Genomic DNA, 22,597 nt, shown 5'->3' on the forward strand with positions numbered 1-22,597 from the left:
AGATTCAAAATATAAACCGCATGACTCCTGAACAATTTCTTGAATTTGCCAGAGTTTTGCCAGAACCTTTACTATTAGTGAATAGTGATGGTCAGATACTAGCCACTAATCAACCAGTAACAGATATGCTGGGATTACGCCGTCAGGAATTGCAAGAAAAAATGATTTTTGATCTTGTAACTGAGCCTTACCATAAAATTTCTGCATACCTGAAAGCTTGTTCTCGTAGCCGTGCCATGATTTTGGGTTCATTAACTTTACAAAATAGTGATGGAGAAACATTAGTATGTCGTTGTCAAGGTGCAGTTATTCAACCTTGGTCTGATGAATCTTTAGCTCTAATTCTCCTGCGGTTGGAACCGAAAAAAGCAGCCAACATTAACTTTATTTTGCTTACTAAAAAAATAGATGAATTAGCAAAAGAAATCCAGGGACGTAAACAAGCAGAAGCAGCGCTTTCAAAAGCAAATCAAGAACTAGAATTCAAAATTGAAGAACGTACTACTGCCTTAAGGCAAACATTAAAAGAGTTACAACTTGCCCAAAACCACTTAATTCAATCTGAGAAAATGTCTAGTTTAGGTCAGATGGTTGCTGGTGTTGCTCACGAAATTAACAACCCTATCAGCTTTATTCATGGTAATCTCTTTCATCTTGAACAGTATATTGAAAATCTGTTAAAGTTATTAGAAAAATATCAAGAATATTATCCAAATGCTGATCAGGAAATACAAGATATTAAAGAAGCGATAGATATAGATTTTATAGTAGCAGATATCAGTCAAATTACCCATTCTATGAGAGTGGGAACACAACGCATTCAGGAAATTGTGAAATCGTTACGGAATTTTTCTAGGCTTGATGAAGCTGAATTGAAGTTAGTGGATATACATGAGGGAATTGAAAGCACTTTAATGATTCTGGCACACCGATTGAAAGGTAAACATTATAAATATCCAGAAATTAAAGTTATCAAAAAATACGGGAATTTGCCGGATATAACTTGTTATCCTGCTAAACTTAATCAGGTGTTTATGAATCTTATTACTAATGCAATTGATGCATTAGAAGAGTTGTTTATTAGTGATGATGTCTCAAGGTTAAATTCACAAACAAATGAACCAACAATTTGTATTACTACTGAATTACTAGATAATCAATGGGTGAAAATCAGTATTGCCGATAATGGTTTAGGAATTGAAGAAGCATTAAATAGCAAGTTATTCAATCCCTTTTTTACAACAAAACCTGTAGGTAAAGGAACAGGACTTGGTTTATCAATTAGTTATCAAATTGTAGTAGAAGAACATGGGGGATATCTGAACTACAATTCTATACCTATGAAAGAAACCAAATTTGAGATTAAGATTCCAATCCATACAATCAATAAGACGGCTTGTGATAAAAAAAGGTGATAGGTAACGGGTGACAGGAAAATAAAGGAGTTTAATCAATAATTTTTACCTATTACCCATTACCTATTACCCAATTACCAAGAATTACTCTGCTTGCTCAGTGATAATTACACTCGCTTGAGTACTCACTATTTTTGCTGCTTGCAATATGGGAGTATTCGCAACTGAATTATTGACTAAGGTAAACAGTGGGTTTGACAAAATACCGGCGATGGTAGTAGCGATTAAAGTTACTATCAAACCTACTTGTAAAGGTCTGAAACCTGGTAAATCCCAATTAATTGCGGGATAATTTTTCACCACATCAGACATTTCTTGTGGTTCTTTGACTACCATCATTTTAACTACACGGATGTAGTAGTAGATGGAAACGACGCTTGTAACTAAGCCGAGTAGGACTAACCAGTAAAGACCGGCTTGCCAACCAGCCCAGAATAGGTAAATTTTCCCGAAAAACCCAGCTAGTGGGGGAATACCACCTAAGGAAAGAAGAGAGATACTTAATCCTAAAGTGAGAAGTGGGTCTTTTTGATATAACCCTGAGTATTCAGCTATTTGGTCGGTTCCCGTCCGCAGGGAGAAGAGAACTATGCAGGTAAAGGCGCACAGGTTCATGAACAGGTAGACCAGTAGATAAAATATCATGCTGGAATAACCTGCATCAGTACCAGAAATTAAGCCAATCATCACAAAACCAGCTTGGGCAATGGATGAATAAGCCAACATCCGTTTCATGCTGGTTTGGGCTAGGGCGACAACGTTACCCAAGATCATACTGAGGACTGCAAGGGCAGTGAAGACAAATCTCCACTCATCGGCGACGAGGGGGAAAACTACGGTCAATAACCGGATAGCAAGGGCAAATCCTGCTGCTTTGGAACCGACGGATAAAAAGGCGATAACTGGGGTGGGAGCGCCTTCATAAACGTCTGGTGTCCACTGGTGGAAGGGGGCAGCGGAGATTTTAAAACCAATGCCGGCAATTACGAAAACGAGGGCAATGATAAAGCCGAGAGATTGACTGACGTTGGCTGCGGCGATACCATTAGCGATCGCACTCAATTCCGTTTGTCCACCTGATAAACCATACAGCAGTGATACACCGTATAAAAATACGGCTGTGCTGGAAGCTCCAATTAACAGGTATTTCAGCGCTGCTTCATTGGAGCGAGGGTCACGTTTGGTATAACCTGTCAACAAATAAGAGGAAATACTCAGGGTTTCTAGGGAGATGAAAATCATCACCAATTCACTAGCACCTGATAAAAACATTCCTCCCAAAGTCGCAGTCATCAAAATGGCGATGAATTCTGCTAAAGCAGTGCCACTCTGCTCAATGTAGCGAATTGACATGAGGATGGTGACAATGGCAGACAGAGCAATAATGCCTCGAAAGACAATACTCAGGTCGTCACCATTAAAGCTACCAGTAAAACCGATGGGGTTGGTAGCGTCCCATTGTAAGCATAGGGCGACAATTGCAGTGAGTAAACCTGCGATCGCTAGATATCCTATCCAGCGTGAAGATGTCCGCCCCAAAATCAAATCAACAATCAAAACCCCTAAGAGGGTGATAATTACAATCCCCTCTGGCAAAATCGTTCCAGCATTTAACTGGGATGCAATATTAGCAAAATCCATGATATGTATAGGTTTTGGCGATTAGATATGAAGGCTAACTCTGTTCATTCTATCTATAGTTCTTCACCATAATTGCATTTAACCGTATGTTTTAACCACTAGCAAAGTTAGTCAGTAGACGCAGCAAGCACTACAAAAAAGATTGAAATCCATATTACTCACACTCAGCCAAATCTTTCAGCGTGTTTATTGAGACTTTTGTCTAAGTAATAAAACTTAGGTAAAGAAATTTTATAATACTTCTACTAGAGACCGAACCGAAAGAATTTCATCGGCTTTGAGTTCGACAATAGCTGATTTTGGCACGATGACTGTATTAATCGACTCACCAACAGCATTAAATATTTCGAGTATATATCCTTCTTCCCTGCCTGTGGGATGGTTAACGGTATCGATAAAGGTGGCAACATCTCCTTTTTTGAGGTGATATTCTGGGAAGTCTTGCCCTAAAGAAACTCGTTGATACAGGGTAATCATGATTTTTTCTACTTTATTTTAAAATCCTTATATTGTTGTTGAAACTGTACGCAACCCAAGATGCTTAACAAATGGCAAAAAATCTTTATCAGTAAATAGAAGTGCATTTTGGCTTTGAATACAGAAAGTAGCAATAATCACATCAGCCGTTTTACGAATGGTAATACCACGTTGGCGGAGAAATCTATAGTTATCAACACTCTTGATAGCAAGATCAACACCTAACATCTCAAAAATCGTCAGAGAAGTAAGCAATTCTTTTGCTGTTTGATATTCTGTATCTGAGCGAAATCCTTGGAGTACCTCAGTCAAAATGAGATCACCAACAGCAATTTGTTCTACGCCTAAAAGTGTGTCTAGCTTATTAGCTTCTGGGTTTTCTATGCCATTGAAATAGTCTATCCATACACTTGAATCTACAATAATCATGAATTTATTCTCATCTCTTCAAGGTTGTCTTCCCATTTAAGTTTTCCTCGATAAGCCTTAATTTTTTCTTGTTGTTTTAGTTTAATTAATGTTTTAAGACCAAGTTCTATTACCTCTTCTTTAGTCTTCATTCCAGTCGCTTTAATAGCATCATCAATGAGTTTTGGATCAATAAAAATATTGTTTTTCATGGTTATAATGTGACTCAGGAGTAATGGCAATATTTAAGTATTATAGCAAGCAGATTTAATTTGTAAATCTACTTGCATATGCAGAGAATAGGGAACAGGAAAGACATGAAGTTGCAAAGACTAAAAATTTTTTGCGTCAATTTTGATACAATAAGCTGTTACGCAGCTAAATCTAATATTTTGTAGCCTAGAGTGCTTGCAGTAAGGCTTTTGCATAAAAAAGTAAATGCGTAACAGCTTATTGCTTTTCTTTATTATTCATTTTGTAAATATCTTGAATTTTAAGATTTTCTGAAGTTTTTTTAAAAAATCGGGGATATTTAACAATACTATTGCCAAAACCCTGAAACCCTATTGATATTGTCACGATTTTATTGGGTTTCAGACATATTTGGGAAAATTGGCAATAGTATTGATTTAAACTAACGAATTAAACCAGCACGTTGAAAGATAGTCTGGGGAGTAATTTCTAATTCTGGTAATGTTTCATAACTGATGACTTGATTTTCTCGAAAAGTCACAGGGAGAGAAGATGCTGTAAAGACAGTGATAGATTGAGATATTGTATCTACTATCCAAACAAGAAAAATCCCAGCTTGAAGATAATAAATAGCTTTTTCGATCATCTCTCCAAAAGTTTGACCAGGAGAAATAATTTCAATCACTAATTCTGGTATCACAGGACAAGCTTCATCTTTCAGCCAGTCAGCAGGAAGACGGTTATAGGAAACATAGGTTAAATCAGGTACGGGTATCCAATTTTCTTGATTTCTGGTTAATTTAATCCCCCATTCCACGACAACACGACCTTTTCCTTCTGCCCATGTAGATAAAAGTATAAATAATGCTCCTGTGGTTGAGCCATGAAAAAATTTAGGAGACATTTGCTCATTTTTATATTTAGGTATAGATTCACCGTTAACAAACTCATAAGCAAGATCACTTTCGGGAAGTGCCAGAAATTCTTCGAGAGTGAGTTTGGTTTTTAGTTGACTCATGGTTAGTTTGGGTGGGTTCAAGATTCCCGACTTTTATGATAACTAAAAGTTGGGTTTCCCATCTGTTGACAAGAGAAGGCAGATGGTAGTAAACAGTAGTAAATAAACATGGATAAGAACTTTAAAGCGGTAATAATGCGATCGCTTCTCTCTACGTATAGGCTACCCGTAGCTTCCTTCCCCCAGTAAGCCGCAGGTATCACACTTTAGTTAATCATTGAGGTATCCTTTGCTCCACAGGCAGTGAGCTAAATGAGAATTTATAATTGCTCAGAACCCCTAGCCCTCAACGAAAGAAGGCATAACACTAGTTATACTTCAGGGATATTTTAAAAACTGTAGTCGCCAATTGTGCGTTAGATAAGTTAAAGATGGAAATATCTGACAATTTCAATTTGGCATTACCCTCCCCAGACTTCTGGGACTAACTGTGCCAAAAGTTGAAAAAATTTTCACCCTTTTGGGCAGTTTGTGTAAGGATTAAATCACTGCTTAGGCGTGATATTTCATCTTGACATTTCGCCGAAACTATCCCAACTTGACTGTTTAGCTTCGCAGCTATTCTTTTTTTGAAATTTCCATGTCAACTCTCGTCATTGTCGAATCTCCAACCAAAGCTCGTACCATTCGTAACTACCTGCCCAAAGACTATCGGGTAGAAGCTTCAATGGGTCATGTGCGTGACCTCCCGCAGTCGGCCAGTGAAATTCCCGCCGCCGTCAAAGGGGAGAAATGGGCGCAGCTTGGGGTGAATATAGAAGCCGACTTTGAACCGGTATATGTTGTCCCCAAGGATAAAAAGAAAATTGTCACTCAGCTTAAAGAAGCTCTCAAAGGCGTTGATGAATTAATTCTAGCAACTGACGAAGACCGGGAAGGCGAAAGCATCAGTTGGCATTTATACCAATTGCTGAAGCCAAAAGTGCCAACAAAGCGGATGGTATTTCATGAAATTACCCAAGAAGCCATCAAAAAAGCTTTGACAAATTGCCGCACTATTGATGAGCAGTTAGTTCGCGCCCAAGAAACCCGACGCATTTTAGATCGGTTGGTGGGATACACCCTATCGCCCCTGCTATGGAAAAAAATCGCCTGGGGATTATCTGCTGGCCGAGTTCAGTCTGTAGCTGTGCGGTTATTGGTGACAAAGGAACGCCAACGCCGTGCTTTCCATGAAGGTACATACTGGGATTTAAAAGCCAGTTTGCTCCAGGAAAAAACCCCCTTTAGCGCTCAGTTAATAAACCTAGGAGGCACGAAAGTTGCCACAGGTAGCGATTTTGATGCCGCGACGGGACAAATTACCGCAGGGCGCAATGTGGTGTTGCTTAATGAGGAACAAGCAATAGACCTCAAGGAACGGCTGACAGGAAAAACTTGGAATGTCAACGACATTGAAGAACGCCCAGTCACCCGTAAACCTGCACCACCATTTACAACTTCCACACTGCAACAAGAATCTAACCGTAAACTGCGCCTTTCGGCACGGGATACAATGCGGGTTGCTCAAAATTTGTACGAGCAAGGGTATATTACCTATATGCGTACAGATTCGGTACATTTGTCAGATCAAGCGATCGCAGCTGCCCGCAGTTGTGTAGAACAAAAATATGGCAAACAATACCTCAGCCCCCAGCCCCGTCAATACACCACCAAATCTAAAGGCGCACAAGAAGCACACGAAGCCATTCGCCCCGCAGGTAGTAGTTTCCGTACCCCCCAAGAAACCGCTTTAGGCGGCAGAGAACTGGCTATATATGACTTGATTTGGAAGCGCACCGTCGCCTGTCAAATGGCCGACTCTCGCCAAACCCAAATTACCATCCAGTTACAAGTTGAAGATGCTGGTTTTCGTTCTTCTGGAAAGCGCATAGATTTTCCTGGCTACCTCCGCGCCTACGTCGAAGGTTCTGATGATCCCGAAGCCGCATTAGAAGACCAAGAGGTAATTTTACCACCACTAAAAGTTGGCGATCATCCCACTTGTAATGAACTAGAAGCTGTGGGACATGAAACCCAACCCCCAGCTAGGTACACAGAAGCAAGTCTAGTGAAAACCTTAGAAAGTGAAGGCATTGGTCGTCCTAGTACCTATGCCAGCATCATTGGCACTATCATCGACAAAGGTTATGCCCAGTTAGTCAGCAATGCCTTGATTCCTACTTTCACCGCTTTTGCTGTAACTGATTTATTAGAGAAACATTTCCCCGATATTGTTGATCCCAGCTTTACCTCCAAAATGGAGCAAACCCTGGATGACATTTCTACCGGAGAAGCTAAATGGCTACCTTATTTGCAGAAATTTTATCTCGGCGACCAAGGCTTAGAAACCCTGGTGAGGGAACAAGAAAGTAAAATTGATGCCACTACAGCTAGAACCGTAATATTAGAAAATTTAGATGCTAAAGTCCGCATTGGTAAATATGGCCCTTACATAGAAGTGAAAAATGGTGATGATGTTGTCACAGCATCTATTCCCAAAGACCTCACACCCGCAGACCTAGACCCTAAACAAGTAGAAGTCCTACTACGACAAAAAACCACTGGACCTGAACAAGTAGGACGGCATCCAGAAACTGGCGAACCAATTTATGTAAAAATTGGCACTTATGGGCCTTATGTGCAGTTGGGGGATAAAACTGACGAAAACCCCAAACCCAAACAAGCTTCCCTACCCAAAGGTGTAACCCATGAAAATGTCACCCTAGACATGGCAGTTGGTCTTTTAGCATTACCCCGGATATTGGGAGTTCACCCGGCTACTGGTGCCAAGATTCAAGCTAGTTTGGGACGTTTTGGGCCTTATGTTGTTCACGACCAGGGGAAAGAAGGGAAAGATTACCGATCTTTGAAAGCTGCTGATAATGTATTGACAATTTCCTTGGAACGTGCATTAGAGTTATTAGCAGAACCAAAAAAAGGACGTGCTGCCAGTAGCAAATCTAAGGCAGCTTTACGGGAACTGGGTACACATCCAGAAGATGATGCTCCTATCAATATCTATGATGGACCCTATGGCCCGTATATTAAGCATGACAAAACTAATGTGCCTATTCCCGAAGGACAAACAGTAGAAAATGTGACGCTGTCTACGGCACTGGAATTGCTGCAAGCTAAAGCATCTACCAAATCCACTAGCAAAACTAGGAAATCAACAACTTCTAAAGCTAAGTCATCAACCAGTAGGACAAAAAAGAAAGACACAACTAGTTAGAGAACTGGGAACTGGGAACTGGGAACTGGGAACTGGGAAGATCAGGAAGTATCTATATTCTGCCACCCACTACCAATTACCAATTACCAATTACCCATTACCAATCACCAATTACCAATTACCAATTACCCATTACCAATCACCCATCACTAATGTGATAATCTAAGAAGTAAGGGAGAACACAAAAAAAATTTTAGCAGCGGCTTTAGCTCTAAATCTCAGAACGTGTTAACCCTGTGAGAAGCCAGAGGTGCAATAATACGCCAGTTTCTGCGACTAAAGTTAATTAAAATTGAGGTAGTATCTCAGGAGCGTTCAGTTCAATGGATTATATAGAAAGGGTACTGGAAAAGCTTAAAGAATTAGCGCGGAAGCTAATGGGGGCCTTGCTTGGTCCAGAGGCTGAACCGGAACCGGAACTAATTCCGATTCCTGTGAACGAACGTCGCCGCAGTCGCTAATTACCTGAAGTGATTGGAGTTAACGTTGCCAACTTTAAGCATTTTGATACTGCACGGGCCAAACCTCAATTTACTAGGACAGCGGGAACCGGGAATTTACGGTTCTCTGACCCTAGTGGAAATTAATAGATTGTTAGAGGCAGAAGGACTAAAGCTACAGGCTAAAGTTACTGCTGTGCAGTCAAATCATGAAGGAGTCTTGCTGGATACGATTCACCAGGCATTAGGGCTACATCAAGGGATTGTAATTAATGCTGGGGCGTATACTCATACTAGTGTGGCTTTGCGGGATGCGATCGCTGCTGTGAATTTACCAACGGTAGAGGTGCATCTTAGCAACATTTATCGTCGTGAAGATTTTCGTCATCATTCTTATATAGCGCCAGTGGTGATTGGTCAAATCAGTGGCTTTGGTGTCCAAAGTTATTTGTTGGGCTTACAAGCATTGATACATCATCTGAGAAAGGACGAAATTTAAGAGTTTGTTGTAGATTTTGGTTTTTGGACTAAATATACAATCCAAAATCTAAAATCTAAAATCCAAAATTGTATGCGCTATTCTCTCATAAGTCGGGTTAGAGGTATTTTTATAGGCGCATTCCTGGGGGAAAACTTAGCTGTTGGGAATGCTGGTGATTTAGGTAAAATGGCGGTTTTGGGTAGCCAAAGTTTAATTGCACTGGGTAGATTAGATTTAGATGATTGGTTAAAGCATCAGCAACAAGCATCTCTTGTTTGGGAGAAAACTGATCATACTTGGGTAAAAATAATTTTAGCCACCTTACCAGTGGCAATTTTTTTTCACGAAGATACTATTAAACTTAAACAAAATTTGCTGCAAATATTACAAATTTGGGATACTGAGTCGATAGTAAAAGATGCAGCCCTAGTTATAGGATATGCGATCGCTCAATCTCTAACAGAAAAACTCGACCCCTTAACCCTTATTCCCCAAACGATTTCTTTTCTGGGAGAAACAACCACACCGTTAACACAAAAATTATTAAAAATTAATACTTTATTAGCGCAAGGAGCGGGATTAGAACAGGCGCGAACCGAACTGAGTAAACAAGAACAACTAAGTAGCAATATCGCCTTAGCTTTTTATTGCTTTCTGAGTACCTTAGAAGATTGGCAATTAACAGTTTTGCGAACTACCGTTAATTCTGGGAAAGAAGATCCTTGGTGTATGGACTCACATCCTAGAAGTGCAATTACTGGAGCCTTATCAGGAGCATATAACAGTACAACTGGCATTCCTGTGAATTGGCAACTGTTAGCCATTAATTCACCCGGCTGGGGACTGAGCAGCTTTTCCCAAATGTTAGAATTAGCCGATGCACTTGTAGCAGTCTGGTCAGGTGTGTATAATATTACCCTGGATACAAACAAGCCCACAAAAGAAGGATGTGGCATAAATCGGGAATTGACTCCACTATCTATCTTTGCGGCTCCCCGCGTTATTCGCCCACGATGAAACATAAATTTCTAGCTAAAGCATCTGATTAATTTCTAATTTGTCTGGAATTATCTGGTTTTGGGTCAGTTTTTCAGAGCAGATCAGCTGCTAAAATTTACACAAACCAATGCGTAAGAAAAATGGCTGTCTGATATGTAGTCATTTTGGTTGTTTGGTAAAAAACTCTGTCCGATAGAATCCATTTATGTATATATAGACTAATAATTCATGGAGCAGTAGTCATGATTGTCTTGTTTTGGGCTATCAAAGTAAGGAACTACACCCAGAGGTAATGAAAACGCAGAAATTTTTGCGGTCTTTGACCCAGCAATTCCGGGAATGGCGGCGACAGTGCAAAGTGTTATGCCGTAAAGTGAAGTGGCTGGGTTTGATGAGTAGTCCCAGTAGTCAGAGTCATAACAAAAAATTTTTCAGGAATATCCTCAAGAATTTACTTGTATTTTTGTTACCTACAACTGACGAAGGTGGACACCAACAAGGAAGAAAAGCTCCTTACTCAACACCAAAATCTTTCAAACCGAATCACGGCATTTATGCTGTTGTTTGCAGTTGGTTATATAAAAAGCGTTCTACAGTGATTTTAATAATTGCCGTGATATCTCTCACAGGTGTCATGGGGCATGAATTATATAACCAGCCTCAGATGAAAGTTGGTTCTTTTGCACCACAGACATTTATTGCCCCTAATACTGCAAATATCGAGGATCGCAAACAAACAGAAGACGAGCGCAAAGCAGTGAGAACGAGTTCTCAGCCTGTATTGATGATTAATGCCCAAAAAAATGAACAAATTAACGAACATTTGCGACAACTGCTCGATGATGCTAATGAACTTCGTGCTGTTGCTGGGCCTTTTCCTTTTTTCGATGTATCAGTTTTGTCTATTCCTACCCAACGCTATCTCCGTTCTTGTCTGGAGTCTGAATGGCAACAGTTAAAAGTAACTTTAGAAAATAATCAGAAACAAAATTATAAATTGTTGATGCCTAAGTCGAGGCCAACTGATAGACAACCATTTTCCAGACCTTTGCGTAGTCCGCTGTTATCCTTATCTATACCCTTAATCAAAGAGGGACAGACGGATATTTCTCAAGCATTAGCAGAACTAGAAGCTTATCGCCTCACCACTTCAGAAAAAAATCTATTTTTACTCATTGCCCAAATAGGTCAAATTAGATCGGCATATGCCAAAGCTACTGACAAACTTGTAAAAATGGAGACTGAACAAACACAGGCAGTATATGCAGAAACTTTTCTTTTGCAACTGTCAGATGAGGATTGGGCAAAAACACAAATGGGAGTACACCAAAGTGCAGAACGGATGCTTACTCAAGGTATAGCACCTGGACTGCCGCGTAGTATTTTACAGGATGCGGTGAGCCTACAAGTACAAATCTCTGTCCCTGGTGAAGCTGAATCATTGGCAAGTAAAGTTTTGTTGGCTGTACTCCGATCAAATCTCATGCAAGATGAAGAACAAACGAGACAAAAGGCTCAATTAGAAGCGGATAAAGTGCCATCGGTAATGCAAAAAGTGCGGCAAGGAGAAGTAATTGTTAAGAAGGGGGAACGAATTACAGAATGGAAATTTGATGTGCTGGAGAATTATCGCTTGATTCGTAGAGAGGTGAATTGGCTGGCTTTGACTCTTTTAGGAGGCTTAGTTAGCATAGCCCTTGGTGTTTTTGTTTGGGTAGAACGGCGGATTGGCAATCACCTGCGAGAACGCGATCGCTTTTTGATATTATTGCTCACTCTTAGTATCCCTAGTATTTTAGCAATTGGTGTGCCATATACTACCTGGATCGCTATTGGTTTATTGTTAGGCAGCTTTTATGGCCCGACTTTGGGTGTTACCGTTGTGGGACTAGTATCGCTGATATTACCTATTAGTATGGACATCAGTAAGATTGCGCTACTGGCTGGTGTGGCGGGGGGAATCTTAAGCAGTTATGTCGCCCAAAGATTTAAATCTCGTGAGGAATTGGCGTTATTAGGTATTGTTCTTGGCTTGACTCAAGGTGGTATTTACTTGGGTTTGAATATACTTGTTGGTGCGGCGTTTGGTTCTGCTTGGTATATTGTCCTGCAAGAAGCACTGTTATTTGCTGTATCAGGTTTGGCGTGGAGTATTATCGCTTTGGGTTTAAGTCCTTATTTGGAAAAACTGTTTGATTTAATTACCCCGATTCGTTTGGCAGAACTAGCTAACCCTAACCGTCCGTTGTTAAAACGACTGGCTACTGAAACTCCAGGTACTTTTCAACATACGTTGTTTGTGGCGACTCTGGCTGAAGCTGCGGCTAAACAACTGCGCTGCAATGTGGAGTTAGTTAGGGCTGGAACCTTATATCATGATATTGGAAAAATGCACGACCCTCTAGGATTTATTGAAAATCAAATGGGGGGTCCGAATAAACACGATACAGAAATTAAAGATCCTTGGCGGAGTGCGGCAATTATCAAAAAGCACGTAACTGAAGGTTTGGTAATGGCTAAAAAACATAGTTTACCAACAGCAATTCAAGCTTTTATCCCTGAACATCAGGGTTCAATGGCGATCGCTTATTTTTATCACCAAGCCGAGCAAATGGCTAAGGAAGACCCCAATATTATCGTCAATAAAGCAGATTTTTGTTACGATGGACCAATTCCCCAATCTAGAGAAACAGGAATTGTGATGTTGGCTGATTCTTGTGAGGCTGCATTGCGAAGCCTCAAAGATGCCACCCCAGAACAAGCATTAAATATGTTGAATAATATTATCCGGGCTAAATGGCAAGATGAGCAATTAATAGACTCTGGATTAACAAGGGAAGAAATGTCAAAAGTTTCTCGAATATTTGTTGATGTTTGGCAGCAATTCCATCATAAACGTATTGCTTATCCAAAATCAAAATAATTAGGGTTTGCTGTTCGCGGAGCGTGCCGTTAGGCATATAAACCTAAAACCTAGATAAATTAAGAGTTTTTATTTTATGACTGGAGTTTAGACTAAATCGGTGATGTTCAAGAACTTATCTTTAGACTACCAAATTACATCTACAAGATACTGACTGATTTTGTTATCTATGGTGATTATTGGCATTTTTTCCACTTGACTTTGAGCAATAAGTATTCTGTCGAAAGGGTCTTGATGCAAAGCAGGTAAATTGACAACTTGTAAAGCGTGAGTCATTTGAATAGGCAAGCTTTCAAATCGATTTATAGTCAACCGACTGGGAATGTAAATTTCTGGCGGTTCTGGTAAATTCAACTTTCCTAAACGTACTTTAATTACAATTTCCCATGCACTCGCAGCACTTAAAAATAAGATGTTTCCTGGGTCAGTAATTATATTTTTAGCTATAGATGAAAGCCGATTATCGTCAATAACCCACCAAATAAAGGTATGTGTATCAAGTAATGCTCTCATTCTTCTTCTGTTGGGTTGATAAAAGCATTTAGTATATCATCGGGTAGGAGAGCATCAAAGTCGGAGGAAATTATTACTTTACCACGGTCTAAACCTGGAATACGAGATAATATCTGTTCAGATATGGGGATTATACGTGCTATAGGAGTACCAGCTTGAGAAATAATTACTTCTTCTCCCTCTCGCACTCGACGGAGTAGTTCAGCAAATTCAGCTTGTCCTTCGGGAATTTCTAGGCTGTACATATAATATAAAATTGTTTGTACTGTATTTTTAATTTTACTTTAGGGCGATCGCTCTTACTATATCAATGTTGGGTGGTGCGATCGCACTCCTCACATACCCAAAAGCGATTGTATACCGCCTTATCCCTAAAAAAAGGGATGATTTTTCTACTTAATTACTCAGTTTATTTTATTAAAAATTGGCTTAAATTTTCTAATAATCTTTGATGTCTTTCGGTTGAAATATTGCCAATTGAACCAATTACACTGTTACGATAGATGACGGTTAAAAAACTCAATCGAATAACAGATTGACTAACTAAGCCACTGGATTCAAAATCATCATCATCTAGTGAAATTATTTCATCAAAATTAGAAATATATTGTTTTAATTGGTTACTAATACCACAGACTAAAAAGTCTTGATATTTTGGCATTTCTTTTAAAATCAGTGCAGGGCGATTTTTTATTTCTCCATTCGCTTGGGGAATAGGCGTTAATATAATATTACCTTCTTTCATAATTATCGTTATATTCTTTGATTGAGTCTAGGGTATATTCTGGTTCATTGTCTTCATAACATTGATTAAGATTTATCAAAGAAAAATAATCCCAATTATCTCCATTTTCTGGCTCTTTATCTAAAAGAATAGGGGTAATTAATACTTTTGTTCCTTCAGGAATAGATAGGTCATCAATTAATTGTATTTTTCCATCTTTAACAATTGCTAAATGTGCTGATATCATGGTAATATTTTCCGTTTTTCTTTATTCTAGCATCCCTAAAAAGCGATACCTTCGGTCAGCTTCGCTATCGCACCACAAACGTTCCAGTATTGGGAATGCGATCGCTTCACTCGCCGCAGGCATCGCTCTTACTGTATTAGTGTAAAGGGATGGGTGGTGCGATCGCTTGCCGCAGGCATCCTTGCATATCTTCTCTGATTTATTCCCCATCTTCTACTGCGCCTAATGCTTTAAGTGTAGCTTTTTCAGCTTCGGTTAAACCCTTAATACCTGTGATGTTCATGCGTTCATAAGGGCGATCGCTTCTCAAGGTTTTTAAACACTCGCCAGTTTCGACATCCCAAATTTTGATTGTGCCATCATCACTACCGCTAATTAGAGTTTGACCATTCAGATCAAAAGCAACTGAGTTTACTGAACTATCATGACCTCTTAAAATTTTGAAGCATTCACCACTGCGAGTATTCCAAAGTCTTATTGTACGGTCATAACCACTGCTCGCAAAAACGTTACTATCTGGATTAAAAGCAATCGACAATATCTTACTACCATGACCTTGTAATGTATTTAAACGCTCCCCAGTGTTAATATCCCAGAGCATTACTCTACAGTCATAGCTACCACTAGCAATTACTTGACTATCAGGACTAAGAGCAATTGAGCTTACTGGAGAAGTATGACCTTGTAATGTATTTAAACAGTCTCCAGTGCTAACATCCCACAGTCTAACTGTATTGTCAAAACTCCCACTAACAAGCGTTTTGCCATCTGAACTGAGAGTAATTCTCCCAACTCTATCATTATGTCCGTTAAAAGTTTTAAGACATTGATTACTGTCAATATCCCATAGCCTTATTATTTTATCACTCGCTGTGATCAGTATTTTATTGTCCAAGCCAAAAATAAGCGAACGAACCCAATTATTATGTTCTAATGTTTTTAGACATTCACCAGTGCAAACATCCCATAATCTTGCCATTTTGTCTTTGCTGCCACTAGCAAGCATTTGATTATCTATGCTAAAAGCAACCGTCAAAATCGAACTCTTATGTGCTGGCAATGTTATTAAGCACTCACTTGTGCTAACGTTCCATATCTGTATTGCCTTACCACTACTGCTAGCAAGTATCTCACTATTTGGACTAAAGACCAGCGATTTTACTTGATTTGTACCGCTATGCAAGATATTTAAGCACTTACCAGTGTTAGTATTCCAAAGTTGAACTAATCCATCGCTACTGCAACTAGCCAATATCTCACCACTCGAACTGAAGGTAGTTGAAACAACCCACTCTGTATTTATGTGAAAGACTTGTAAGCATTTATCATCTCTGATATTCCACACTCTTAATCCATACAGATAAACCCGTGACATATCCACAGGGTTACCCGCCTCAATATCTGGCAATGCTTCTAAAATTAACTCAGTCATTACGGGACGACGGGCTAAGTCTAATAATTGCGGATTGCCCATTACCTGCTCAACTGTTGTCGGTTCAGCTTGGTATGACAACACCTGCCGAATTTGCTCGTCGTTGAATTTCTCCAATTCCAACACTTCAAATTGCGGTGTTTCGCCTGTTAATTTTTTAGTTGATGCTTGCAATTCTGCATTTAGTAATGCCCTTCCTTCTTTCGCCTCTGGAAAATGCTCAGTACGACAGGTGAGGATGACTTTAGCACCGGGAACTACCACCTTTGCCAGTTCCCAGAAGTTGTTAATCATCTGTTGACGGTCAACTTTTGCTGCCATTTCGTCAAAGCCATCAAAAATTAGCAGCAATTTACCCATGCGGTTGAGTTGGTCAAAAACTTCGCTATTTAAGCGGATATTGTGTTGGGTAAAAAAGAAACCTGCCAAAACATTTTCGACATTTAGGGCTTTGGCAAAGTCACGCAGGGTAATTACTAGAGGGAGACGGGGACGTTCAACACCACGTTTTTGGGCATCACGGTAACGTTGCAATGCAGTCCAAGCATAGTGAAAGACAAACCAAGTTTTACCTGTACCAAATTCTCCCAAAATGGAAATATGCTCTTTTGCAGGATCATCAAGCCAAAGGTCGATATAACCATCAATCCAGCCGTCTTCTTCTTCATAACGACTTACCCCAATTCGTCGCTTGGTAACTGGGTCAATTTCTTCTTTTGTACAAGCAAGTGGTACATATTTTGTATCAATTTTGCGGCGTTGGATTTCTGCTTCTAACCAGTCGAGATAACCGTTAAAGTCAGCATCCAAATCAATCAGTTCGTCAAATGTAAAACAGTCAAGGTGACGATTTTCTTCTTTCTTGACTTCATCTCTGGCGGCGCGGGAAATGCGGCGGGTAGTTACCAACCAGCCTTCATCTGTTTTTTGTTCCTCCACTGACTGACGCAAGGCCATGACATCACTTAGTCCAACTTCTCCTGCCACGCCACGGACAAGAATGCGGTCAAAACTGCGACGTACTGGAATATTGATTATCCATTCAAAATATTCTTCCGCCCAGATTTCGTATTTTTCTAGGCGATAACTCAAGGTTTCAAACCATCCTCGCATTTGTTGGGCAAGGGCTATAGCTCTACATTGATTTTCGGTTACACTTCCAGCTAGTGCGGGATAATTTTCTACTGCTAATCTGGCTATTTCTGTGCGAATTCCTTCCAGCGTCGGCAATCTTTCCAGTTGTTCTTGGATACCGGCAATCCTTTTATGTAGAGAACCAATTTTCTGGTTCATCAACACGTCAGCGGGTGTGCGAGTGCGTTTGGCAACTTCAATAAATACCGTAGCAAATTCAGCTACTTCTCTCCTGACATCAAGCCCCAAACTTCTGATATCATCACCCAAGGTATAGGCATCTAGAAAAACATCAACTTCAGAAAGGAGAATTGAAGGATTATTATGGTTTAATGCTGTGCGAAAAGCTTGTTTAATTGCTTCTTGTCGGAATAATTCTAGTAATGGCTTCGGTTTGCCTAATCCATATTCTACTAGGGCGTAAGCGTAAACACCACTAAAATCGGCAGGTGGATGCTCTGGATCTAAATTAAATTGCTGGAGTAACTTAATTACAGTTTCACTCCGCAGAATTTTTTCTTTAATTAAAGGCTTGGCGATGCTCGTAATGGCGTTGAAGACCAGATCCAGGTTAATCAAGCTCATGGGGATATTCCGAAAGCACAGAGATATAGCAGGTAACTACGGTTTAATTGCTATTACAAATCATACTATTAATTTGAGTGTATCTTCCGGCATCGCCATCACAAAAATATATAATTCGTCGTTACTAATGAAACTACCTGTGGCATCACTTCATGGCTAAGGAATTATTTTAATATCGACTTAAAATTAAAAACCCTACTTGAAATAACCCGACGACAAAACCCAAAATACCGCCTAAAGTCACAATTGCTTGTAATTCATTTTTTACAATTCCCTCAATTGCGGCTTCTAAATCAGCAGGTGAGGTTGATTTTACTCGGTCGATAATTACTTGATCTATAGATAGGATAGGAATTACTTGGGTGACAATTGCTTCTAAATCTCTTTCTAAATACCGTTCCAAAATTAATGCTAACTCTTCAGAAACAACTTCTAAAGAAGTACTGACAACAGGTGAATTGCTTAAACGCTTTAGAAGTAATCCAGCAATATTTTCCCAATCTGCTGATTCAGTTAATTCTTTTAACAAATCACTACCACTATTTTGGAGATAATGACGAACACTATCTCTCGTTGTTTTTCTGAGTTGACGGACTGTACCAATTGGTAGATTTTGGAAAGATAACTCTTGTAACAGTTTTTTGAAGCGATCGCGCATTTGCAAATCTTGAATTAATTCTTGCAACCGCTTATTAGTAGCTTCTTTTTCATCTAAACAAAATGTCCGCAATCGGGTGAGAGTATTACGTAAACCAAATAGATTAGCAACTACCCAGTAAGTACCGCTGGTTTTTTCTCGAAAGCTGTCATCAATAGTTTGAATTGTGCGATCAGTTAAAAAGTCAACGATCGCTTGTCTTAACACATCTGGTGGTAAAACTACTTCTAACAACCAATCAGCTAACCGAGTCGATTGTTCTTCACTCAGTTGAAATTCCAGTAATATCTGGTCAAAAATTTGGTTGATTTGTGCTTCTAAAAAGTTTTCCTGTCGTGCTAAAACTTTAAGAAGGCGTGGTAATGACTCTCCTAATAAATCACGTAAAATTCCGGCGACAACTTTGATGCTTTTCTGGTTTTTATCACCTTGAACTTGTTCAATTGCTAACTGCAATAACCAGAGAATCGCACTTTTTACTCTTTCTGTTTGTAGGAGTCGTCGCGCCAGTTTTTGTAATTCATCTGGCGTTAACAGCGACCCCATAATCGTATCAGAAATATTTTTTGCTAACCGTTCTTGATTACGGGGAATCAATCCGGGAGTAAAAGGTACTCTCCGCCCCAGAATATAAATAGCTTGGTAGGGGCGAAATAGCATTTTGATGGCTATATCGTTGGTGAAATAGCCGATAACTCCACCCAAGATAGGGGGTGATACATAAAGCCAAAAATGAGACCAATCCACAGTATTTTGGATTAGGAAACGAGGACAAGGGACTGGAGATTGGGGACTGGGGACTGGGAGAAATTAATTAAAAATTAAAAATAATTCTGATTCTCCTGTCTTTTGCCATCCAATTACCAATTATTTATTTACTACTAACACTCCCATCATATCGTTAGAAATGGGATAATGTATGCTATTGACAAAACCGATTTTTTGCGCTATTCGCACTTGTTCTTGACCAATGGGGAAGCGGTCTAGGCTGGGACTGATATAAGCATATTCTTCCTTTACGCCTAGATTTGTGGCTAGGGGAACAACTAAGTTGTCTAAATACCACTGCTGAAAGGTACGTAATATAGCATTACTAGGTCGATGAAAGTCTAGAATAGCTGCTTTGCCACCAGGCTTGAGAACACGATATATTTCTTGGAGACTAAGGGGAATATCTTTAACATTTCTTAAACCATATCCCATTGTGATGGCATCAAATTGATTGTCATCAAAGGGTAAATTTAATACGTCCGCTTCTAACCAAGTTATAGGTGCTTGGAGGTAATATTTGTGGCAGCGTTCTTTGGCCACTGTGAGTAAGTTGCAGGAAAAGTCTACACCATATACCTTTCCCCTCACTCCTACATATCGGGCTAAGTGAAAGGTTAAATCGCCACTACCGCAACACAAATCCAAGCAAGTATCTCCAGGTTTAGCTGCACTCCATTTGACTGTCATTTCTTTCCATATGCGGTGTTGTCCCAGACTTAACCAATCATTCAATTGGTCATAAACTGGAGCAATACGGTCAAAAATGTCACGAATTTCGTTGCCCATTAGTCAGATAATTATTGAAAATTGAGATTGGTATACTAGAAACAGTTTATAAAGTGTCATTCTGTAGCTTGCCTCGGATTCTGATGAGGGATACAGTATGGCATTAGGTCTAGATTTCACTCGTTTGTAGTATAACCACTCGATAGAGCGATCGCTAATAGTTCCACCGATAAATGAATGAGTTTGAGTTCATCTGTTCTTAAAACACAAGGTTGTTGCCACTGTAGCGATAATACCCCCAACATTTTCTGCCGATAAGTAATCGGGATAATTAAATGTGCTTGCACCCCAGCGGCTTGGTAGTGAGTAAGACTACTAAGATTAGGGTCTTTAGGTATATTTAGAGATGATTGTATTTGACCAGTTGCGATCGCAGCTTTTGCTAGTGCATCTTGAGAGAGCCAATTTTCAATCTTGCCTTTTTTACTGTATAACCCTTGAGTTCCCATTAGAGTTTCTCCCTCAAGCAGTTGCACAATACAGCCGTCTGCGTTAAAAGTTTCACTACAAGCTTTAGCAATGGGAGTTAGAGTTGCTTCTAAATTAGAAGCTGCTTGAGTGACTTCAACTAAAACCGTCAGCAAATCCATTTGGGCATTAGCACGGCGTAATTCTTCAGTTCTTTGCTTGAGCAGATCATAAGTTGCTGCTGCTCTTTGCACTACATCCTTCAGTTCTCCAGAATCCCAAGGTTTGGTGATGTATTTGAAAACTTGACCGGAATTAATAGCTTCTACCAAGTCTTCAATATCAGTAAATCCAGTGAGAATAATTCTGACTGTATCGGGAAATTGTGGTAATGTCCTGCTCAGAAATTCGGTTCCTTTCATTTCTGGCATCCGCTGATCGGATATAATGACTGCGACTTCCCCCTCTTCCTCCAACAATTGCAGTGCATTTATACCACTGTCGGCTTTGAGGACATTAAAATCACGGCGAAAGGTACGATACAGCAAATCCAGATTATCTGGTTCATCATCAACTACAAGAATTTTGAGTTTTGCTGGGCGTTCACGATTACTCACTTGAGAGCGCACTTGCTCAATGTCACTATTCAGGTTATCCATAAGTTGTTTTATATCTTCTTTCCAATTTGGTTATATTCCATACAAGGCTAACTTGAGAATAGAGGATTAGGGATTGGTAATGGGTAAAACACTCCTGATCGGGTAGTGTAAATCATATTCCCAGATTCAGTAAGCGTTGATTATGGAAGATTCTGAGTCTGACAAGAGATTAGCACTTTAGAGATTAGAATTAGGATATGCTATTCAGGTTAAGCAGTAACATATTTTAATTACACGTTGATTAATAAAATTCCGGCATCAGGCAGATGCTAAAAGCCTACGCCAGGAACTAAGTACATCGTTTACATCTCAAAGAATCACCATATTAAGTTAAAGCTTACACTTTAGATTATGACTGAAATACCAACCAATACTCAAGATACTGAGAATGCTGCTAATGATACAGCACAAGAATTATTAGTCAAGTTAAGACAAAAACAGGGTAACTGGGTGGAATGGGGAGCAGCGATCGCTTACCTACAAAAAAACGGTTACAATCCTCAAGAAATTTTTGAAGCCACTGGATTTGAGCCAAGTCAACAAAATCAGGTAATCGTTGGCTCACAGGTTTACGGTTGTTTAGAAAAGTTTGGTGCATCCGAAGCTACAAAGACATACTATGGCGAAAGGGCTAGTGATATTCTATATGAACTACGCCTACTTACCCAAGAAGACCGAGCCGCAGCTGCCGATTTGATTTTTCTCCATAAACTCGATGTAGACGAAGCGCGGGATATTGCTAAATCAATTAAAGACTTTGCTCGATTTTCTGTTCCCCCAACAGGTTTTACAGCCCATCCTGGAGATGCTGTAGCGTATCAAGTTTGGAAATTAGCAAGACAAAATTCTGACTTACAAGAGCGATCGCGCTTAATTGCCAAAGCATTACGATTTGTTCACTCACAAACAGCTAGGAAACAAATCGAACAACTATTAATGGACTTTACCGCAGTTGCTCAACGCTCTGCGCCAATTCTGCCCTTTTTCCGTCTAGAGTCAGATGAAGAATTACCCCGGATTGTACCTGTAGTTGGTGAGTTGCCATTGACACCACAAGATGTGCAAGCTGTACCCCTAATTACAGAAATTGGACCATTTCGGATTGTCAAATTTGCCGGAGAACAAGCTTGGGTATCCTTACCAGGTTGGCAAGTACTGCGATCTGCTGAAGATCCAGTAGTAATTATTGCCAGTAGCGATATCTTCCCTAACCCAACCCAAACCAAAACAGAACCTGTACTAGTCGTTATAGATCGCGCACAAAGAGAATGGGATATTTCCAGCTACTTTGTCGTCGATAACTCCGGTGAAATTGATTTTCAGTGGTTTGACACTGCACCAGAAAATACCCTACTAGGGAAAATAATCGTAATTTTACGTCCTAAGAAAGTTCTTGACGAAGAATTTACCAAGGATGCTTGGCAAATAGACGAATAAGTTTAGGTGATTGGTGATTGGTGATTGGTAAGAAG

Annotated in this window: 19 protein-coding genes and 1 pseudogene; 6 read left to right on the top strand and 14 right to left on the bottom strand. The window is 39.8% G+C overall.

Translation table 11 applies throughout. From position 1 onward, the window contains the following. The first annotated feature begins 20 nt into the window (after nucleotides 1-20). Complete coding sequence (locus VB713_RS16780) at nucleotides 21-1,415, top strand: ATP-binding protein (protein WP_323312657.1); 1,395 nt, start codon at nucleotides 21-23, stop codon at nucleotides 1,413-1,415. An 84-nt stretch (nucleotides 1,416-1,499) separates the two neighbouring features. Here VB713_RS16780 and VB713_RS16785 read toward each other — a convergent pair whose 3' ends face one another. The 5 genes from VB713_RS16785 to VB713_RS16805 form a co-directional block, all read right to left on the bottom strand. Continuing rightward, a complete protein-coding gene (locus VB713_RS16785) occupies nucleotides 1,500-3,056 on the bottom strand; it encodes an NAD(P)H-quinone oxidoreductase subunit N (RefSeq protein ID WP_323312658.1) in 1,557 nt (518 codons plus the stop codon). A 231-nt stretch (nucleotides 3,057-3,287) separates the two neighbouring features. Further along, nucleotides 3,288-3,533: a DUF4926 domain-containing protein gene (locus tag VB713_RS16790; RefSeq protein ID WP_323312659.1), complete on the bottom strand. Its 246-nt coding sequence runs from the start codon at nucleotides 3,531-3,533 to the stop codon at nucleotides 3,288-3,290. A gap of 27 nt (nucleotides 3,534-3,560) precedes the next feature. Then, complete coding sequence (locus tag VB713_RS16795) at nucleotides 3,561-3,962, bottom strand: PIN domain nuclease (RefSeq protein WP_323312660.1); 402 nt, start codon at nucleotides 3,960-3,962, stop codon at nucleotides 3,561-3,563. Continuing rightward, on the bottom strand, nucleotides 3,959-4,153 hold the full coding sequence (locus VB713_RS16800) for a type II toxin-antitoxin system VapB family antitoxin (protein ID WP_323312661.1): 195 nt from the start codon (nucleotides 4,151-4,153) through the stop codon (nucleotides 3,959-3,961). The genes VB713_RS16795 and VB713_RS16800 overlap by 4 nt, the downstream gene beginning before the upstream one ends. 422 nt (nucleotides 4,154-4,575) lie before the next feature. Beyond that, nucleotides 4,576-5,151: a Uma2 family endonuclease gene (locus VB713_RS16805; protein ID WP_323312662.1), complete on the bottom strand. Its 576-nt coding sequence runs from the start codon at nucleotides 5,149-5,151 to the stop codon at nucleotides 4,576-4,578. Nucleotides 5,152-5,731: 580 nt separating this feature from the next. Between VB713_RS16805 and topA the strand changes: the two genes are divergently transcribed. The 4 genes from topA (at nucleotide 5,732) to VB713_RS16825 (ending at nucleotide 13,208) form a co-directional block, all read left to right on the top strand. Then, nucleotides 5,732-8,365 carry a type I DNA topoisomerase gene (topA, locus tag VB713_RS16810; RefSeq protein WP_323312663.1) on the top strand — a complete coding sequence of 878 codons (2,634 nt, stop codon included), beginning with the start codon at nucleotides 5,732-5,734 and terminating at the stop codon, nucleotides 8,363-8,365. Between the two features lie 486 nt (nucleotides 8,366-8,851). Continuing rightward, the gene (gene aroQ, locus VB713_RS16815) at nucleotides 8,852-9,304 is read left to right on the top strand and encodes a type II 3-dehydroquinate dehydratase (protein ID WP_323312664.1); all 453 of its coding nucleotides are present in this window, start codon (nucleotides 8,852-8,854) and stop codon (nucleotides 9,302-9,304) included. Nucleotides 9,305-9,376: 72 nt separating this feature from the next. After that, nucleotides 9,377-10,303, top strand: coding sequence for an ADP-ribosylglycohydrolase family protein (locus tag VB713_RS16820; RefSeq protein WP_323312665.1), 927 nt, complete (start codon nucleotides 9,377-9,379; stop codon nucleotides 10,301-10,303). Nucleotides 10,304-10,577: 274 nt separating this feature from the next. Beyond that, nucleotides 10,578-13,208, top strand: coding sequence for an HD family phosphohydrolase (locus tag VB713_RS16825; protein WP_323312666.1), 2,631 nt, complete (start codon nucleotides 10,578-10,580; stop codon nucleotides 13,206-13,208). A 126-nt stretch (nucleotides 13,209-13,334) separates the two neighbouring features. On the opposite strand, the gene VB713_RS16830 is transcribed toward VB713_RS16825, so the two are convergent. The 9 genes and pseudogenes from VB713_RS16830 to VB713_RS16870 form a co-directional block, all read right to left on the bottom strand. Then, a complete protein-coding gene (locus VB713_RS16830) occupies nucleotides 13,335-13,721 on the bottom strand; it encodes a type II toxin-antitoxin system VapC family toxin (protein WP_323312667.1) in 387 nt (128 codons plus the stop codon). Beyond that, nucleotides 13,718-13,966, bottom strand: coding sequence for a type II toxin-antitoxin system Phd/YefM family antitoxin (locus VB713_RS16835; RefSeq protein ID WP_323312668.1), 249 nt, complete (start codon nucleotides 13,964-13,966; stop codon nucleotides 13,718-13,720). Before VB713_RS16835 ends, VB713_RS16830 begins: the two co-directional genes overlap by 4 nt. A 164-nt stretch (nucleotides 13,967-14,130) precedes the next feature. Next, on the bottom strand, nucleotides 14,131-14,466 hold the full coding sequence (locus VB713_RS16840) for a type II toxin-antitoxin system PemK/MazF family toxin (protein ID WP_323312669.1): 336 nt from the start codon (nucleotides 14,464-14,466) through the stop codon (nucleotides 14,131-14,133). Further along, nucleotides 14,453-14,692 (bottom strand): glycosyl hydrolase family 31, encoded by a 240-nt coding sequence (locus VB713_RS16845; RefSeq protein ID WP_323312670.1) that lies wholly within the window; start codon nucleotides 14,690-14,692, stop codon nucleotides 14,453-14,455. Before VB713_RS16845 ends, VB713_RS16840 begins: the two co-directional genes overlap by 14 nt. A 21-nt stretch (nucleotides 14,693-14,713) precedes the next feature. Next, nucleotides 14,714-14,902, bottom strand: coding sequence for a hypothetical protein (locus VB713_RS16850; RefSeq protein ID WP_323312671.1), 189 nt, complete (start codon nucleotides 14,900-14,902; stop codon nucleotides 14,714-14,716). A 94-nt stretch (nucleotides 14,903-14,996) separates the two neighbouring features. Continuing rightward, nucleotides 14,997-17,843 (bottom strand): annotated as a pseudogene (locus tag VB713_RS16855) (NACHT and WD40 repeat domain-containing protein); the annotation flags it as partial. 169 nt (nucleotides 17,844-18,012) lie between these two features. After that, nucleotides 18,013-19,248 (bottom strand): DUF445 domain-containing protein, encoded by a 1,236-nt coding sequence (locus VB713_RS16860; RefSeq protein ID WP_323312673.1) that lies wholly within the window; start codon nucleotides 19,246-19,248, stop codon nucleotides 18,013-18,015. A gap of 120 nt (nucleotides 19,249-19,368) precedes the next feature. Beyond that, a complete protein-coding gene (gene ubiE, locus VB713_RS16865; protein ID WP_323312674.1) occupies nucleotides 19,369-20,058 on the bottom strand; it encodes a bifunctional demethylmenaquinone methyltransferase/2-methoxy-6-polyprenyl-1,4-benzoquinol methylase UbiE in 690 nt (229 codons plus the stop codon). Between the two features lie 116 nt (nucleotides 20,059-20,174). Continuing rightward, complete coding sequence (locus VB713_RS16870) at nucleotides 20,175-21,125, bottom strand: response regulator (protein ID WP_323312675.1); 951 nt, start codon at nucleotides 21,123-21,125, stop codon at nucleotides 20,175-20,177. 351 nt (nucleotides 21,126-21,476) lie between these two features. Here VB713_RS16870 and VB713_RS16875 point away from each other — a divergent pair, with 351 nt between their 5' ends. Beyond that, nucleotides 21,477-22,562, top strand: a complete 1,086-nt coding sequence (locus VB713_RS16875) for a RuBisCO accumulation factor 1 (protein WP_323312676.1) — start codon at nucleotides 21,477-21,479, stop codon at nucleotides 22,560-22,562. The last annotated feature ends 35 nt before the right edge of the window (nucleotides 22,563-22,597 follow it).

The organism is Anabaena cylindrica UHCC 0172 (genome assembly GCF_034931625.1).
In the GTDB taxonomy this organism is placed as follows: domain Bacteria; phylum Cyanobacteriota; class Cyanobacteriia; order Cyanobacteriales; family Nostocaceae; genus Anabaena; species Anabaena cylindrica_A.

Excerpts from the sequence above, each read along its gene's own strand:
- VB713_RS16875 (WP_323312676.1), top strand. The coding sequence starts at position 21,477 with ATGACTGAAATACCAACCAATACTCAAGATACTGAGAATGCTGCTAAT.
- VB713_RS16850 (WP_323312671.1), bottom strand. The coding sequence starts at position 14,902 with ATGGGGAATAAATCAGAGAAGATATGCAAGGATGCCTGCGGCAAGCGA.
- VB713_RS16840 (WP_323312669.1), bottom strand. The coding sequence starts at position 14,466 with ATGAAAGAAGGTAATATTATATTAACGCCTATTCCCCAAGCGAATGGA.
- VB713_RS16800 (WP_323312661.1), bottom strand. The coding sequence starts at position 4,153 with ATGAAAAACAATATTTTTATTGATCCAAAACTCATTGATGATGCTATT.
- VB713_RS16825 (WP_323312666.1), top strand. The coding sequence starts at position 10,578 with ATGAAAACGCAGAAATTTTTGCGGTCTTTGACCCAGCAATTCCGGGAA.
- VB713_RS16790 (WP_323312659.1), bottom strand. The coding sequence starts at position 3,533 with ATGATTACCCTGTATCAACGAGTTTCTTTAGGGCAAGACTTCCCAGAA.
- VB713_RS16820 (WP_323312665.1), top strand. The coding sequence starts at position 9,377 with ATGCGCTATTCTCTCATAAGTCGGGTTAGAGGTATTTTTATAGGCGCA.
- ubiE (WP_323312674.1), bottom strand. The coding sequence starts at position 20,058 with ATGGGCAACGAAATTCGTGACATTTTTGACCGTATTGCTCCAGTTTAT.
- VB713_RS16780 (WP_323312657.1), top strand. The coding sequence starts at position 21 with ATGACTCCTGAACAATTTCTTGAATTTGCCAGAGTTTTGCCAGAACCT.
- VB713_RS16845 (WP_323312670.1), bottom strand. The coding sequence starts at position 14,692 with ATGATATCAGCACATTTAGCAATTGTTAAAGATGGAAAAATACAATTA.
- VB713_RS16835 (WP_323312668.1), bottom strand. The coding sequence starts at position 13,966 with ATGTACAGCCTAGAAATTCCCGAAGGACAAGCTGAATTTGCTGAACTA.
- VB713_RS16870 (WP_323312675.1), bottom strand. The coding sequence starts at position 21,125 with ATGGATAACCTGAATAGTGACATTGAGCAAGTGCGCTCTCAAGTGAGT.
- VB713_RS16830 (WP_323312667.1), bottom strand. The coding sequence starts at position 13,721 with ATGAGAGCATTACTTGATACACATACCTTTATTTGGTGGGTTATTGAC.
- VB713_RS16805 (WP_323312662.1), bottom strand. The coding sequence starts at position 5,151 with ATGAGTCAACTAAAAACCAAACTCACTCTCGAAGAATTTCTGGCACTT.
- VB713_RS16785 (WP_323312658.1), bottom strand. The coding sequence starts at position 3,056 with ATGGATTTTGCTAATATTGCATCCCAGTTAAATGCTGGAACGATTTTG.
- topA (WP_323312663.1), top strand. The coding sequence starts at position 5,732 with ATGTCAACTCTCGTCATTGTCGAATCTCCAACCAAAGCTCGTACCATT.
- VB713_RS16795 (WP_323312660.1), bottom strand. The coding sequence starts at position 3,962 with ATGATTATTGTAGATTCAAGTGTATGGATAGACTATTTCAATGGCATA.